This window comes from Enterobacter sp. ECC-175, assembly GCF_043968675.1.
Classification (GTDB): domain Bacteria; phylum Pseudomonadota; class Gammaproteobacteria; order Enterobacterales; family Enterobacteriaceae; genus Enterobacter.
The window spans coordinates 919,012-934,323 of sequence record NZ_CP143776.1 but is presented as its reverse complement, the minus strand read 5'-3'; the positions used below and the strand labels follow the sequence as shown (position 1 = coordinate 934,323).

Below are 15,312 nucleotides of genomic sequence, written 5' to 3'. Positions count from 1 at the left end.
CCATTAAATCGGGAACAGCGGATGGTTAAAGAAGCGGGTCAGCCATCCTGCGGAGTTGGCATCGCTGAGCGCGCCGCGTCCGGCGTAGGAGATCCGCGCGTTGGCAATGCGCTGCGAAGAGACCGAGTTGTCGCGCTCAATGTCTTCCGCACGCACCAGCCCGGTCACGCGCATGTACTCATCGCCCTGGTTGAGGGTCAGCCATTTTTCGCCGCGGATCGCCAGCACGCCGTTCGGCAACACCTTGTAGACCGCAACGGTGATGGCACCGCGCAGGCTGTTTTGCTGCTGCGAGGTGGCATTACCGTTAAAGTTGCGGCTGCCGTCTATCGAGCCGGAAAGCTTATCCACCGAATGGCCGAAGGCCTCCGGCACGCCGATGGCGACGTCGTTTTTCTTGCCGAAGTTGGTACGCGCCTGCTTGCTCGCCTGCGTGGACTCATCCAGCTTGATGGTCAGAATATCGCCCACGCGGTAGGCGCGGCGATCCTGCGTTAATGACCAGTTGTAGTTGGTGTTGTACAGCCCGCCGCCCTGAACCTGCGTCGGCGGTAAGGAGAAATCTTCTGGCGGCGCGTAGGCCGCGTCGTCTTTATGCACCAGCAGGGCCGGGCTTTCACACCCAGCCAGCAGCAGCGCAAAAAAGCCAATAACTAGCTGCTTTTTCATTTTTCGTTCACTTCACTTCACTTCACGCGTTACATCGACTGCGTGACAAACTTCAGCATGTCATCTGCCGCAGAGACCATTTTGGCGTTCATCTCGTAGGCGCGCTGAACGGTGATCATGTCGACCATCTCTTCAACCACCTGCACGTTAGACCCCTCCAGCGATCCCTGCTCCAGCTGGCCAAAGGCTTCCTCACCGGCCACGCCCTCAACCGCTTCGCCGCTGGCCGCGGTTTCGCGATACAGGTTGCCGCCGATGGCCTCCAGCCCGGCCGGATTGACGAAGTTCACCAGCGTAATTTGCCCCAGCTCGACCGGCTCGGCTTCGCCCGCCACCGTGGCGGTCACGGTGCCGTCTTTGCCAATCTGGATATCCTTCACGTTGTCCGGCAGCTCGATCTGCGGCACCAGCGGCAGGCCCTGCGCGTTGGTCAGCAGGCCGTCCGGGTTTTTCTGGAAGTTACCGGCGCGGGTGTAGGCGATATCGCCGTCGCTGGTTTCTACCTGGAAAAAGCCCTGGCCGGTAATCGCCACGTCCAGCTTCTGCCCGGTGTTTTGAATGTTGCCGGTCGAGAACTCTTTCTGGGTACCGAGGATCTTCACGCCGGTTCCGAACTGAATGCCGGTCGGCGAGGTGTTGTTCTGGTCAAGCTGGCCGCCCGGCGTGCGCTGGTTCTGATAGAACAGATCGGCGAACATCACGCGGTCGCGCTTGAAGCCGGTGGTGTTCACGTTCGCCAGGTTGTTGGAGATCGCGCTCATCTTCGCGTCTTGCGCGGCGAGGCCGGTTTTACTGATCCATAAAGCGGGATTCATCGTTATTCCTTACTCAATCAGGTGTTGCGCAGCAGGCGGTTACCCGCCGTCGCCAGGTCTTCCGCCGCCTTCATCATCTTGATTTGGGCTTCGAACTGGCGGTTAAGCGCAATGCTGGAGACCATTTCGCTGATAGCGGACACGTTGGAGCTTTCGAGATGGCCGGAAACCAGCTCGACCTCTTCCGTCCGCGGGTTCACGTTGGCGCTGGTGACCATAAATCCGGCCGCGTTTTTGCTGAGCTGCGACGCGGGAATGTCCACCAGCTTGATGCGGTCGATGTCTATCGGCGCGGCCACGTTGCCGTCGTCCGGCACGATGGAGATCACGCCGTCGTCGGCGATGCTGATGGACGAAAACGGCGGCAGCACGATCGGACCGTTATCGCCGGAGACCGGCAGGCCGTCGATGGTCAAATCCCCTTCCGGGCCGACCTGCATCTGGCCGTTGCGGGTGTAGACCTCGCGGTTGCCGCTCACCAGCGCAATCAGCCCGCTGCCCTTGATCGCCACGTCGAGATCGCGCCCGGTGTCGCGGGTTGCGCCAGGCGTCAGGTCAACGCCGCCCTGCTGCGGCTGAACCAGGAAGCGGGAGGCGTAGCCCTCCCCCTGAATCTGCTGCGAGATGGCGTTTTCCAGGTCATGACGAAAGCCCTGCGTATTGACGTTTGCCAGGTTATTCGCATGGATTTGCTGCTGGGCGAGGCTACGCGATGCCCCGCTCACGGCGGTATAAATTAAGTGGTCCATTACACCGCCTGGAACAGCGCCGTCATCATGCTGTCGTTGGTGCTGATCACCTTGGTGTTGGCCTGATAGTTACGCTGGGCGGTCATCAGCCCCACCAGCTCTGAGGTCAGGTCAACGTTGGAGCCTTCCAGGGTGTTGGACGTCAGCGCGCCCAGCAGGCCGGAGCCCGGCGTGCCGGTCAGCGGCGAGCCGGAGCTGGCGGTCTCGGTCCAGGTGGTGCCGTTTTGTGACGAAAGGCCGTTCGGGTTAGCAAAGGTCGCCAGAATCACCTGGCCCTGCAGCAGGCGCTGGCCGTTAGAGAAGGTGGCGTAAACGCTGCCGTCCTTATCGATGGTCTGCCCGGTGCGCTCGCCGGAGGCATAGCCGTTGCCGTTGTTTTTGCTGACGGAGAAATCAGAGCCGAACTGGGTGGTGCCCTTATAGTTCAGCTCCAGCTCAATGTTGTCCGCGCCGGGGATGCTAGCATCAAGCTTGACCGTGCCGTTAGGCGTCAGCAGAACGCCCTGCTCGGTGAAGGTCAATTCCTGCGGCGCGGTGCCGACCGGCTTGTCGTCCATGTAGTAGTGCACTTCCCAGGCGTTATCGCCGGTTTTGACGAAATACTGCTTCATGGTGTGCTCGCGGCCCAGCGAGTCATACACCTGGGTGGCGTAGGTGTGGTTGTAGGAGCTATCGTCGGTCGGATCGAACGTGGTCGTCTTCGGCTTATCCTCACTGGCGTTGAGGTTGGCCGTGAAGTCGAGCGAGCTGGTCGCCTTCGCCGGAATCGAGCCGCTGCTGATGGTCAGGTTGCCGACGGTACCGGTCTGGATCACGCCGTTGGCGTCCACCGGGTAGCCCTGCAGGTACATCCCCTGGTTATTGACCAGATTGCCGTGGCTGTCGGTCTGCATATAGCCCGCGCGGGTGTAGGCAGTGGAGCCCGCGCTGTCGCGCATCACGAAAAAGCCTTCGCCGTTAATGGCCAGATCGAGGCTGCTAGCAGAGGAAAAAATGCTTCCGCTTTTGGAAATACTCTGGGCAATGCCGGTAACGCCCACGCCCAGCGGCTGGCCTTCCGCATACAGAGAGGCAAACTCCGCGCGCCCAGACTTGAAGCCCACGGTGCCGGAGTTGGCAATGTTGTTGGAGATCGCGCCCAGCTGTTCGTTGATGGCATTTAAGCCCGAGATGGCAATATCAAAGCTCATAGTGGTTCCTGGTTAACTCATCAATGTTTTTGCGTTGCTGTTGTTCGAAGGCGACTGGCCAAACTGCGTAATCTGGTGATAAGGCACGTCGCCGATGCCCGGAATGTTGAGCACGATCGCGCTGCCGTCCATGGGAATACGCACGTTATTCACCACGCCGCTCACCTCGATCGGCACCGTCGCATCGTCGACGTCGGTGACCACGGTCATCGTGTATTTACCCTCTTTGAGCCCCAGCTCTTCCGGGTTAATCGTGAAGTTCACGTCGCCGGCTTCCTGCTTGCCCAGCTCAATTTTGGTTTCGGTTCCGTTCTCATCCTTCAGGATGACGGTCACCGTGTTGGCGGCATGTTCCAGGTTCAGGCGACCGTCCACGCTGGTACTGCCGTCGCTCTGGAGGGTGTCGGTTTTGACCATCACCTTCTGGCCCACCAGGTTGCCCGTCGACAGGGTTTGCAGGTTGTCCATCAGCACGCCGATGTTCTGCATCCCGACCATCATGTTTTCCATCGACTGCACCTGCGTCAGCTGCGCAAGCTGGCTGACGTATTCGGTACCGTCGGTAGGGTTAAGCGGGTCCTGGTTCTGGATTTGTGCCACCAGCAGCTGCATAAACAGGTTGTTCATCCCTGCAGCGGTATTGTCGTTCGCGGATACAGTACCGTCCCGGGTGGTGGTGGTATCGCCGGACTGGGTGGAAACGCCATTCACGCTCATCTATTACGCCTCGCCAAGCCGCAGCAGGCTCTGCTGCATGCTTTTCACATTGTTAAGAACATCGACGTTGGTTTCGAAGTTACGCGACGCCGACATCATGTCCGCCATCTCCTCCACCACGTTGATATCGGGATACCAGACGTAGCCGTCCGGGTTCGCCATCGGGTGGTGCGGCTCGTAGCGCTGCACCGCATTTCCCGACGCCACCACGTCCAGCACCTGCACGCGGGCACCGGAGATCGCGTCGCGGTTAGTCAACTCGTCGTTCTGGTAAACCGCCGCAAACACCGGGCGGCGCGCTTTATACACATTGTCCTCGTCCACCGCCGGCGTTTCGGCGTTGGCGAGGTTACTGGCGATGGTGTTCAGCCGGACGGTTTGCGCCGTCATCGCCGAACCCGACACGCGGTAAATATCGCTAAAAGCCATTCTTTGCTACCTGTTTCAATTACTTACCTTCAATTGCCTTTTTCAGACCGGTGAATTTCATATTTAAAAACGCCAGGCTCATCTGATAGTCCTGCACGTTTTTTGAAAACTCGGCCTGCTCCACGTCCAGCGCAACGGTGTTGCCGTCCGAGGAGGGTTGATACGGCACGCGGTACATCTCCTGCGGCGCGGAGCCGGGAAAGAAATCGCGCTGCGAGCGTTGCATCTCTGCGGCAAAATCAATATCTTTAGCCTGGAAGTTGGGGGTATCGACGTTAGCCAGATTTGCTGAAAGCAGTTCCGCCCTGGAAAGTCGAAGTGCTACAGCCTGCGGATGAACGCCCAATGCCTTGTCAAAAGTAATACTCACAACTCACTCCTTTCTTTGGTGGACACCTGCAAGAGTCCATGTTGCTGCAACCTATTAAGCAACTATCGTGCCAGGTTTATAACACCATGAATTTAATAGACTTATCTGTTACAACAGGCGCATGCAGGAAACCTTTTTTCCGCTGGTCTGTTCCGGCGGCAATGCTGTGCCTGTTCGCACTTCCGGCGGCGGCGCAGCCTCAGGCCACCACCGCGCGTAAGCAGGTTTACGCCCGCGTGCAGCAGCAGGCCGCAGACGCCATTCGCCAGGAGGCCCAGCGCAGCCGCTGGGAGGATTACCAGGCGAAGCTGAACCTGTTTATCCCGTCTGAAATTTCGCAATACGCCCCCTGCCCCACGCCGCTTGCCGTAAGCATGCCCGGCGGCGAGCATCTCGACCTGCGCCGCCTGCGCTTTGACGTGCGCTGCGAAGCCGGCAGCGGCTGGGACGTGGCGGTTACGGTAAAACCGGATATCTACCTGCAGGTGCTGATGCCGACGCGCACGCTGGAGCGCGGCCACGTGCTGGCGGCGTCCGACCTCACGCGCAAAAAATTCAACATCAGCAACCTGCGCAGCGGCTATATCACCCGGCCGGATGACGCGGTGGGCCTGACGCTCAAGCGCCGCGTGCGCGAGATGCAGCCCCTGAGCCAGAGCCAGCTGGATTCCCCGGTGATGGTGGAGCGCGGACAGCGCGTGCTGATGATTGCCGACCAGGACGGCGTGGAGGCGCGCACCATGGGGATCGCCGCCAAAAAAGGCCGCAAGGGCGAAATGATCAAGGTGAAAAACGAGAGCAGCGAGCGGGAAGTCACCGCGATGGTGATCGACATGGGCGTGGTCAGAACCGGCTTTGCGGCAGCAAAATAAAAAAGTGCCGCCGCGCTTAAGTTTTTCCGCCATTGCGCCGCTTTACCCAGGTAAGGCGCCGGGAAACGATCTTTCCGCTCTGGCGAAAACGACGAATAACAATCCGTAGATGGAGTAATGCGATGAAAGTGACATCCACCCAGTACGCAATGACGAGTGCGATCAACCAGGCCAGCAGCACGGCCACGACCCGCGCGTCCGGCACTGACGAGATGAAAACAGCCAAAACCGCAGCCATCGATCCCGTGCTTGGCGATGCGCAGACCCAGCTGGCAGCTCTGCCAGAGGTGGATATGGCGCGCGTGGCCAGCATGAAAGACGCCATTGCGAGCGGAAAAATCAGCATCGACGTTGATTCGCTGGCAGGCGCGATTGAGAAATATTATCAGAGGTAACAATGAGTAACGCCGCACAGTGCGTAAAAACCCTGGTGCAGGGCATGGTAGAAGACCGTGAAACCTACGGCAGCCTGAAAGCCCTGCTTTCCAACCAGCGTCAGTGGCTTATCGCACGCGATACGGCAAAGCTGGAGGCGCTCAACCCGCAGCTTATCGCCTGCTACGAGCGCCTTTCACACAACAGCAGGCAGCGCTACCAGCTCCTGACTCAGCTGGGCATTCCGGTCGGCACGCCGGGCCTGCGCACGCTGTTCTCCCGTCTTCCCGCCACGCATCAGCACCAGCTCAACGGCCTCTGGGACGCGCTTGAGCAGGTCGCCGCCGAGTGTAAAGCGCTCAACGATAGCAACATCGCCGTGCTCTCAATGCAGCAGGAGATCCTGCAAAACCTGCTGAACATCAGCGAGCCGGAAAACTGGCTCTATGAGCAGGGCTAATCGGCTGCGCCATAGCGGAAAGCTCACGCCACTCCCCCCGCTGTGAGGTCGTTACACCCCGTTCTCCATTGTTAAAATATTGATTCGTAACAGCCTCGTGCGCTGTACCGGGAATATAAGAATATGTCGTTAACCAGCAATCCTGAAACTCGCTGCATCGGTTTCCTGATGGAAACTGCTTTTCACTATGATGTCTACGCCAATATTATTTCCGCCCTTTTGGATAAAGGTATTCCCTGTGACATCATCATTAATGACGTCATTGAAGCTGAATTTGTTAATAACATGGTCAGCTTCCTGGGAACGATCAATGTTCCCGGGCTACGCTTTATGCTGTTATCGGCGGTGCTGAAAAGCGCAAAGGTGTATGACTGCCTTGTATCGCCTTATTACCTTTCCTATGTCGAGAAAATTGCACGTAAGCATGTTCGCACGGTGTATGGCCTGGCCAAAAATGAGTGGAATCATGCAGCCTGGAACGCCAAATACGATCTTATTTTGTGCTATAGCCACTACACTGAAAAATCGCTGAATTTAGCCGATCGGGTTAAAGTTATTGGTAACCCTCGCTTTGATGACTGGCATAAAAAAAGATATCCGCAGGCATTGCCATCCCATATTTCCCCCCATCCTTCAAAGCCAACGTTGCTGTATGCCCCTACGTATGGCGAGCTAAGCTCATTACCCCACTGGGCGGAGAAACTCGTGCGGTTAAGCAACGAATACACCCTAATTTGTAAGCTTCACCACGGTACGTTGTACAAAAAAGAAGAACGACAGAGCCTTAAAACGGCGAAACGCTTCCTGAAGAACATTGTTGAGGACAATACGTCCGTTTTTGCCCTGCTGGAACGCGCAGACTATGTTATCAGCGATAACAGCGGCTTTATATTTGATGCTATCAATGCGGATAAGAAAGTCATTTTGCTTCGCTGGGAGGGAATGGATGAGCTGCTGGTGGGCAATAAATCCTTTAGCAACCCTGAAAGCCCCGAACAGCAGGTTCGAAAATTGCTGCCAGACGCTCGCGACATGGCTGACTTACGGTATTTCCTCTCTGAGGACTATCCATGGGATAAAAATGCCGCAGCGGTAGAATATATCAAAACGGAATACTGTGATGCATTCAATGACGGAAACGCGGGCCTGCGCGCCGCGGAGATTATCGATGAAGCAACCGCAGGATATCGCGGCGAATCCTCATAACGGAAAACATGAATGAAAACAATTATCACATTTGGCACGTTTGATGTTTTCCATATTGGTCATCTCAATATTTTACAGCGAGCAAAAGCATTGGGGGATAGGCTTATTGTCGGTATATCCTCGGATCAACTGAATTTGCATAAAAAGGCTCGACTCCCGGTCTATCAGCAGCAGGAGCGAATGCGCATTATCCAGGAATTGAAGTGTGTTGATGACGTATTTCTGGAGGAATCGCTTGAGTTAAAGGCGCAATATATCAGGCAGTTCAATGCGCAAACGCTGGTGATGGGCGATGACTGGAAAGGAAAATTTGATCATCTCTCATCACTGTGTGAGGTGGTCTATCTCTCACGAACGCCAACGATCTCCACCACGTCGATCATCGAAACGATTAAGCAACAGTAATGGCCTGCCTTACCGTTCTAAAAGTATTTATAGACAGAATAAGCTGAAGATAATACGTCGTGAAAATTAGAATTTTTATCGAAACCACGCAGTCTAACTTTTGCCATCAGGTTGCAAACTGCCTTCACTCAGCTGACGCAGAAGAGTGGGAAAGTATTTTTGTTTTAAAACATAAAAATATTAATACGCAAGCTATTCCCTCCTGCCGCATTTCCGAGATAGCCTATAAGGATGGCGATCTTAACGATACGCTGATCTCTTTAGCCAATACGCTTAACCATCATGACGTTGAAACCCTTGAAGTCCATGTCGAGGCGAGCACGGCCAGTCTTGCCCTGGTAATTTTTTCAACCTTCTTCAAACGCAACATTCATATCATTAAACCCCACATTTACGAAACAAGCATCAGAGACTACGCATTAAGAGCTGCATCCGATAGCAACACCGCGCTGCGAAAGAAACTGAGTGAAGCGGTTATCGGCAATAAGGGGTTCACGGGAAATAGCGCAGAATTAATGCGCTGCGGCTATTTATGGCATCACTTTCTTGACGCGGCTTACTACATCAAGAAACGCGACCCAGCTGCCCGGGATTTGCCGATAAAAACTATCCCTGCGCTTTCAGATGAGCAGAAACGGCGTTTTCTGGCGATTTTCCGCATCCCCGAAACGATGTTCGCTACGGTAAAAGAGATGTTCGCGCAGGAGAATGTGTACTATTGTTCGCGCATAGCGCCGCGTCACCCGATGACGGCAGAGGTTCATAGAAAAGCCCTTCACGAGCTGCTACTCAAAATTCGCAATCGACGCGGCGAAAGTTCCCTGTTTTTATTATCGCACCAGGATAATGACGCCGCGCTTTTACAGCCAGCCTGTGACTATTTTCATCAACTTCCCACCTGTCTGTCACCTTCAGCCCTGCAATGGCTAGGCATTCATCCTAAAAATATTATCTCAACGCTTGATGACGATCTGTCAGTGCTGGATAACCCAGGCGAACGCCATCTCATTTCCACGAAGGAAGAAGATGAATTACCCATTCCAGAAGAGGCGTTAACCACAACGTTCAATCTGCCGCACGAAAACATTCACTTTACGCATGAAATCGAAAGATGGCATCGTGAAGGGAATGCCAAAAGGATATTTTATTCATCGGCATCGATGGGGGATATTGTGTATGGCCTGGGGGCTATAAACGCGCTAAGAAAACGCTTCCCTGAGGATAAATTTGTTTTTGTCACTCACAAACTTTATCGCGATTTAATAGACAACAGCCCTTCTGGGGTGGAGCATTGGGATATCCATGCCTTAACGCCGGAGCAATACTTTGAAATCGAAGTGGCTAACCGGTTCTCGCTGCTGCATTTCTTCGAAAGATGGCAACAAATTGTCGCAGCGTGCCATATGACTGATGCATTTATCAGTGAGGTCACCCGCGACGCGCTGGATACCGATAAAGGCGCGTTACTTGATTTTGACGCCATTGATAAAGCGCCTGTCGAAAAATTCATGCGCGATAACCATATCACCAGCGGCAAGGTTGCTCTGCTACATCCTAATCTTGGCGCACCAAACAGAACATGGACAAAGCAGCATTGGCAAAAGCTGGCGGAACGTTTTGTCTCTGCTGGATGGCAGGTTATATTTATTGGAAGCGATAAAAACAAGTATCAAAGCAGGAAAACGATGCCCCTTGAAATACCGGGCACATTCAATGCGATCAACGCCTTTTCCATTACCCAAACCATTTACCTGATGAGCCTTTGTCAGCTTCTGGTTGCCTGTGATTCAGGCCCGGTCGCACTCGCTGGCTATACGGATATTGCAATATCCGCCCTCTATTCGATTATCCCCTCACAGTACCGTCTGCCCTACAGGCATACTGTTTTAGGCTGGAATGCGCAGGGTATAAATGTGGGCTGCCAGTATGGCCAGTGCGGACATCTGATTATGAATGAAAAGTTCTTTAAGCAAACGCTGCATAAAAAATGGGCCCTCCCAAACGGGCAACAGTTTGCAGAGTGGTGCCCAAACGGCAAAAAATACGCCTGTTTAAGCCATTTCTCCGATGCTGACTGGTGGGCTCATATTGAAGAATTTATCAATTCTGATGATTTTATAATGAATACGCCTTCATTCTGATGCGCGAGCACGGTGACAAAAAAGGCGGCAAACGCCGCCTTTTTTTAAATTAACGATAGCCCGTGCAGCAGCACGTAATCTGCCGTATGTTTCGCGTCTTCCGCCTGTGGCTGCTGAGCTTGCCAACTGCTCCACGCGCTAAACAGGACGATAAACACCTCCTCCGTTAGCGACTGATTATCCTCCAGCCACATCGCGCTCAGCATTTTCAACTGGAAAAACTGACGGGTAAGCGACATCAGGGCTTCACCGTAGTTGTCGGCGCTGTTCCCCGGTACTCCCTCTCCGTACAGACGATAAATCAGCGCGTTACGCAGGATCCAGGGCTTCTCCTCCAGCAGAGGAAGTGGCTTTTGCTCCAGCTCGCGCAGGCGCTCCTGCAGACGAGCCGGTTCCATTACCGCCAGCTCGCTGAGCTTCAGCATGAACATCATCTTCTGCATCGGTGGAAGATTCAGATTCAGGCGCATCGCGCCCATCTCGCCCAGCGCCTCAACTCGGTTGACCTCAATCGGCGGCAGCAGGGCGAGCTGCTCGCTTAACACGCCCGCCTCCGCCAGCTGCGCCAGCTGCTCGCCCATGTCGTTCAGGTTCTGCGGATCGCGCTGGTTCTCCTCCACGTAGCGCTGCGCTTTGCTGAGCAGCACGCCGATGGCGTACAGGCTGCTCTCCAGCGCGAGCGCCGGATGCACGGCCATATTGATACACTGCTGGTTTAAGGCTTCGTCCCAGGGGTTCTGCTCGTGGCCGTCGGATTCGATCTCACCGGCATGCAGCATAAACGCGTCCGGGTTGAGGAGGATTTCACGCGCGGCGCTTTCACAGGCCGCGTTAAGGCTCTCGCGCTGCTGGTTGCCCAGCGTGATGCGCGTCTTCGGCCACTCGCCGGACGCGGCCTGGCAGGCCGGACAGCTACATGCCTCCTGCCGCGCGTTAAACCGAATCACGTATTCAGGTTGGTAGTGTTCTATCAGTTCCATACATGCTGCTCCAGCCGCGGCAGTGGCGGCGATACTCATTGAAAGTTTTTGCGAAAAAACCAGTGGGTAAAGTCGATAACGTCGCCGCTTGCGGGATCTTTTATCTCGGGTAAAAAAGCGAAGCTGGGCTGTAGACCCAGCCAGCAGTGGGCCTGCATCAGCAGCGGCCAGCAGGCGTCCAGGCCCGCCCCCTGCTGATGTGCCTGCCGATAAACGTCAAGCAGCGTGGGGATATAGTCGCCCTTCACCGCATAGGCGCATCCGCAGCCTCCCTTCAGCACGCGCGCCACGCCGGGCAGGGCCTTCAGCGCGGAAATGTTGTCGTAACGCCCGCCGAGCACCACCGCCTGCCAGTCGATGTGGGGCAGGCGCTCAAGCAGGCGGTTCACCGTTTTGAGGGAGTGCTCTTTGCGCACGTATTTCACCGCCGCATCAATCAGCACCACGCTGTGCCACTGCTCGCGCTGCGCCTGTTCCAGCACCGCACAGTGCGTCTCCAGCTCGCCGTGGTCAGGAGTGCGGGCAAAGGGCACCAGCTGCGCGTCGCCTAACCCCAGCGAAGCGAGGCTCTGCCGCTGGGCTTCCAGCATCTCTGGCCGTTCGGGATCGTAGATCACCGCCACCTTGCCAAACGCCTGCCAGTCCACGGCGGCGCTGAGCGGCGCGGAGCTTAGGCGGCGGTAGTGGCTCAGCAGGTTGCGGTCGGTGACAAAATCCTCCAGCGTCAGATCAACGGGCGTGCAGGAGCCGAGCACAAAATCTTTGTCGTAGGTATTGGCGCTGTGCGAGATGCACAGAATGGCCTCCCGCGGATCGATCTGCTGCACCGGCGCGGTGAAGTTGTTGAGAAACGCCTGCTCTTCCGCCAGCGTGGCGGTGTCATCATAGCGGTGGTTTTTCAGGAAGTTGCGGTGATAGCCAAACGTGCCGTTCAGCGCGTGGCGCTCCCCAAACGCGTGGGTGCGGTAAATCTTGTCGAGGTGGCTGTACCAGATGTAGATGGTGTCGCTGCCGGAAAACAGCGCGTTGTTGCGCTGCATCGCCGCCACCTGCATGCTGATTTTGTTCGGCGGATAGTAGTCGTCATCGTCGAAGCAGATGATGTACTCGCCCTTCGCCATCTCGTTAAGCATGTTGCGCTTTTTACCCAGATCGAGCCGCTCCGGGCTGTGAACGTAGCGCACGGTGCACACCGCAGGGTCCACCATCATGGCGATCAGGTCTTCGTTGCTCTGCGCCGAGTCATCCAGAATAATCAGCTCGCGCCTGTCGGCCGGGTAGTCCTGATACTGGAAGATGTAGAGCAGATAGGGCAAAAACGCCCGGCGGTTCCAGGTGGGGCAAACCACGCTCACGAACGGGGTGCCGTAGGTTTTTTTCTGCTGCTGGCGTTTTAGCAGCGTCTGCATCAGATTGCTCATACTATCGCTGTCGCTGTGCCTGTTGTTGACGCAGCCAGCACTGTGCCGATACCGCGTCGGTGGTTTTTTGATCGCGTCGCTCCTGCTCAAGGCGCTGGGCTTCCCGGCGCGAGGCCAGCACCAGCTCCAGGCTTTTCTCCCGGCGGGACTCCGCCAGCAGGTTGCCCTGCAGCTTCTGCGCCTCCACGTTCGCCAGCGCCTGCTCCTGCTTTTGCCAGTCGATCACGCGCTGAATGTGGCGCTTGTAGACGGACTGGTTGCAGAGCATGGTCGCGCCGCCCTGCAGCTCCTGCACGGTGTTGTTGGCCAGGTTCGACAGGGCGTGAATGTTCTTTTCCAGCCGCTGGCACAGCTGCTGCTGCGTGGCCAGCCGGGCGCTGAGATCCTGCACCGCGCGGTTACGCAGCAGGTGCAGCTGTTCAAGCGTGTTAATCAGTTTGCTCATCGGAAATTATCCTGCCTGCGCCAGCGCGTTCAGGTCGGCAATGGTTTTCTCCAGCGGTGCGGCATCCTGAACCTCCTGCTGCAGAAAATGGGTAATGGCCGGGGCGAGGTTGACCGCTTTGTCGGCCAGCGGGTCGGCCCCCGCCACGTAGCCGCCGAGCGGAATCAGCGGCTTAATGCTTTGATATTCAGCGTAAAGCTGCTTTAGCGTGCGCGCGGCGCGCTGATGCGCCTGCTGCGTCACCTGGCTCATGCAGCGGCTGATGGACTGGCCAATATCGATTGCCGGATAGTGCCCGGCCTCCGCCAGGTGGCGCGACAGCACGATGTGGCCATCGAGCACGGCGCGCGTGCAGTCGACGATCGGGTCCTGCTGATCGTCACCCTCCGCCAGCACCGTATAAATGGCGGTCATCGAGCCGTAGCTTTCGCTGTTGCCCGCGCTCTCCACCAGCTTCGGGATCAGGCCAAACGCCGACGGCGGATAGCCTTTGGTGGCAGGAGGTTCGCCCAGCGAGAGGGCGATTTCGCGCTGCGCCATGGCGTAGCGCGTCAGGGAATCCACCAGCAGCAGCACGTCTTTGCCTTTATCGCGGTAGTAGCTGGCGATGGTATGGCACAGCTCGGTGGCCTTGATGCGCATCAGCGGCGACTCGTCCGCCGGCGCGGCGACAATCACCGACTTGCGCCGCCCCGCTTCGCCCAGCGAGTGTTCAATAAACTCTTTTACCTCGCGCCCGCGCTCGCCGATCAGCCCCACGACCACCACCTCCGCCTGGGTGTAGCGGGTGATCATGCCGAGCAGCACGCTTTTCCCCACGCCGCTGCCCGCCATCAGCCCGACGCGCTGGCCTTTGCCGATGGTCAGCAGGCCGTTAATCGCCCGCACGCCCACGTCGAGCGGCGCATCAACCGGCTGGCGCCTTAGCGGATGCACCTGCGGCAGCTGCTGCGGCAGCACGGTGTCGCCGGTCAGCTTGCCTTTATCATCAATCGGCTCGCCGAGGCCGTTGACCACGCGGCCCAGCCACTGGTCGCCAATCAGCACGCCGTGCTGTTTGTCCATGGGATAAACGCGCGCGCCCGCCATCAGTCCGGCAGGCTGTTTGAAGGGCATCAGGAAGGTCACTTCGCGATCAAAGCCGACGACCTGCGCCTCAATCAGCTCGCCGTCCGCACCTTCAACCTGGCACAGCTGGCCCACGGCGAGGCGGCAGCCGACGCACTCCAGCAAAATACCCGCCACGCGCACCAGCCTTCCGGCCACGCGGGCGAGGTTGATGTTCTCCAGCGAGCGTAAAACCTGCTCGAAGTCGTGATCACTCATCGTGCGATTCCGGCAGCAGGTTCGCCTTCAGGGCGTCCATGCACTGGTCGAGGCGGTGCTGGCAGCCCACGTCCATTTCGGTGGTATTGGTGATCACCCGGCACTCGCCCGGCGCCAGGTCCGGGTCGGCGGTCAACCCCCAGTGCGCCACTTTCTCCGGTTCGGCCTCGCTGATGCGGCGGTGTTCCTCGCTGTTCAGCATGACTTTCACCTGCTCCGGCTGCTGCGGCAGCGCGGCCAGCGCCTCTTCCACCAGGGTGAGGATTTGCGTGGGATGGAGCGTCAGCTCGCAGCGGATCACCTGACGGGTCACTTTTTCCACCAGCTGCAAAAGCTCTTCGCGGCGGCGCTGTTCATAGTTGGCCATGAACGTTTCCATCGACGCGATGATGCTGTCCAGGGGGTGCGCGGCCTCAAGAAACTGCTGGCGCGCCTGGGTTTTGCCCTCGGAGCGGCCCTTGCGCACGCCCTCTTCAAACCCCAGCCGCAGCCCTTCCTGATAACCCTCTTCTTTGCCCTCTTCCATGCCCTGGGCAAAGCCGCGGTTCAGCCCTTCCTGAAAGCCCTGCTGCAGCTGCGACTGCAGCGCGGCATCGTCCAGCGCCTGGCGCGCGTCGTCGATGAGGTTTTGCACCGGGCGACGCTTGCGCAGCGGCGGGAATTTATGCAGGCGCGGTTTTACCACCGCCTGGCGGCTGGGGGTCAGGGCGCTCAGCGGTAAGCTCTGTTTTTTGTACATGGG

18 protein-coding genes are annotated in these 15,312 nt (G+C 57.1%); 6 read left to right on the top strand and 12 right to left on the bottom strand.

Annotated features, from left to right (window positions below; all coding sequences use genetic code 11):
* Positions 1–3: 3 nt before the first annotated feature.
* Genes flgH through flgB form a run of 7 tightly spaced genes read right to left on the bottom strand, consistent with a single transcriptional unit; the run spans position 4 to position 4,939 of the window.
* Positions 4–669: a flagellar basal body L-ring protein FlgH gene (gene flgH / locus V1599_RS04460; RefSeq protein ID WP_112012170.1), complete on the bottom strand. Its 666-nt coding sequence runs from the start codon at positions 667–669 to the stop codon at positions 4–6.
* A gap of 29 nt (positions 670–698) precedes the next feature.
* Positions 699–1,484, bottom strand: a complete 786-nt coding sequence (gene flgG, locus V1599_RS04455; protein WP_297122534.1) for a flagellar basal-body rod protein FlgG — start codon at positions 1,482–1,484, stop codon at positions 699–701.
* Between the two features lie 17 nt (positions 1,485–1,501).
* Entirely contained in the window at positions 1,502–2,233 is a 732-nt protein-coding gene (locus V1599_RS04450) for a flagellar basal body rod protein FlgF (protein ID WP_297122535.1), read from the bottom strand.
* Positions 2,233–3,423, bottom strand: coding sequence for a flagellar hook protein FlgE (flgE, locus tag V1599_RS04445; protein ID WP_112012168.1), 1,191 nt, complete (start codon positions 3,421–3,423; stop codon positions 2,233–2,235). The genes V1599_RS04450 and flgE overlap by 1 nt, the downstream gene beginning before the upstream one ends.
* A 12-nt stretch (positions 3,424–3,435) precedes the next feature.
* Positions 3,436–4,140, bottom strand: a complete 705-nt coding sequence (flgD, locus tag V1599_RS04440) for a flagellar hook assembly protein FlgD (RefSeq protein WP_112012167.1) — start codon at positions 4,138–4,140, stop codon at positions 3,436–3,438.
* A 3-nt stretch (positions 4,141–4,143) separates the two neighbouring features.
* Positions 4,144–4,569, bottom strand: a complete 426-nt coding sequence (flgC, locus tag V1599_RS04435) for a flagellar basal body rod protein FlgC (protein WP_112012166.1) — start codon at positions 4,567–4,569, stop codon at positions 4,144–4,146.
* A 19-nt stretch (positions 4,570–4,588) separates the two neighbouring features.
* A complete protein-coding gene (gene flgB, locus V1599_RS04430) occupies positions 4,589–4,939 on the bottom strand; it encodes a hypothetical protein (RefSeq protein ID WP_006177433.1) in 351 nt (116 codons plus the stop codon).
* Between the two features lie 86 nt (positions 4,940–5,025).
* Between flgB and flgA the strand changes: the two genes are divergently transcribed.
* The 6 genes from flgA to V1599_RS04400 all read left to right on the top strand — a co-directional run bounded on the left by flgA (position 5,026) and on the right by V1599_RS04400 (position 10,398).
* Entirely contained in the window at positions 5,026–5,811 is a 786-nt protein-coding gene (flgA, locus tag V1599_RS04425) for a flagellar basal body P-ring formation chaperone FlgA (protein WP_112012165.1), read from the top strand.
* Between the two features lie 122 nt (positions 5,812–5,933).
* Complete coding sequence (flgM, locus tag V1599_RS04420; protein ID WP_112012164.1) at positions 5,934–6,206, top strand: flagellar biosynthesis anti-sigma factor FlgM; 273 nt, start codon at positions 5,934–5,936, stop codon at positions 6,204–6,206.
* Between the two features lie 2 nt (positions 6,207–6,208).
* Positions 6,209–6,646 (top strand): flagellar protein FlgN, encoded by a 438-nt coding sequence (locus tag V1599_RS04415; protein ID WP_112012163.1) that lies wholly within the window; start codon positions 6,209–6,211, stop codon positions 6,644–6,646.
* A 123-nt stretch (positions 6,647–6,769) separates the two neighbouring features.
* Positions 6,770–7,852 (top strand): CDP-glycerol glycerophosphotransferase family protein, encoded by a 1,083-nt coding sequence (locus V1599_RS04410; protein ID WP_395301072.1) that lies wholly within the window; start codon positions 6,770–6,772, stop codon positions 7,850–7,852.
* 12 nt (positions 7,853–7,864) lie between these two features.
* The gene (locus V1599_RS04405; protein WP_112012161.1) at positions 7,865–8,257 is read left to right on the top strand and encodes an adenylyltransferase/cytidyltransferase family protein; all 393 of its coding nucleotides are present in this window, start codon (positions 7,865–7,867) and stop codon (positions 8,255–8,257) included.
* 59 nt (positions 8,258–8,316) lie between these two features.
* Positions 8,317–10,398, top strand: coding sequence for a glycosyltransferase family 9 protein (locus V1599_RS04400; RefSeq protein WP_395301071.1), 2,082 nt, complete (start codon positions 8,317–8,319; stop codon positions 10,396–10,398).
* A gap of 44 nt (positions 10,399–10,442) precedes the next feature.
* Here V1599_RS04400 and V1599_RS04395 read toward each other — a convergent pair whose 3' ends face one another.
* The 5 genes from V1599_RS04395 to fliH are packed head-to-tail and all read right to left on the bottom strand — an operon-like array spanning position 10,443 to position 15,309.
* Positions 10,443–11,378, bottom strand: a complete 936-nt coding sequence (locus tag V1599_RS04395) for a hypothetical protein (protein WP_181573251.1) — start codon at positions 11,376–11,378, stop codon at positions 10,443–10,445.
* Positions 11,379–11,413: 35 nt separating this feature from the next.
* Entirely contained in the window at positions 11,414–12,799 is a 1,386-nt protein-coding gene (locus V1599_RS04390) for a glycosyltransferase family 2 protein (protein ID WP_395301070.1), read from the bottom strand.
* A gap of 1 nt (position 12,800) precedes the next feature.
* The gene (fliJ, locus tag V1599_RS04385) at positions 12,801–13,244 is read right to left on the bottom strand and encodes a flagellar export protein FliJ (protein ID WP_045328822.1); all 444 of its coding nucleotides are present in this window, start codon (positions 13,242–13,244) and stop codon (positions 12,801–12,803) included.
* Positions 13,245–13,250: 6 nt separating this feature from the next.
* Positions 13,251–14,570 carry a flagellar protein export ATPase FliI gene (fliI, locus tag V1599_RS04380; RefSeq protein WP_112012157.1) on the bottom strand — a complete coding sequence of 440 codons (1,320 nt, stop codon included), beginning with the start codon at positions 14,568–14,570 and terminating at the stop codon, positions 13,251–13,253.
* Complete coding sequence (gene fliH, locus V1599_RS04375) at positions 14,563–15,309, bottom strand: flagellar assembly protein FliH (RefSeq protein WP_112012156.1); 747 nt, start codon at positions 15,307–15,309, stop codon at positions 14,563–14,565. The genes fliI and fliH overlap by 8 nt, the downstream gene beginning before the upstream one ends.
* Positions 15,310–15,312 lie beyond the last annotated feature (3 nt).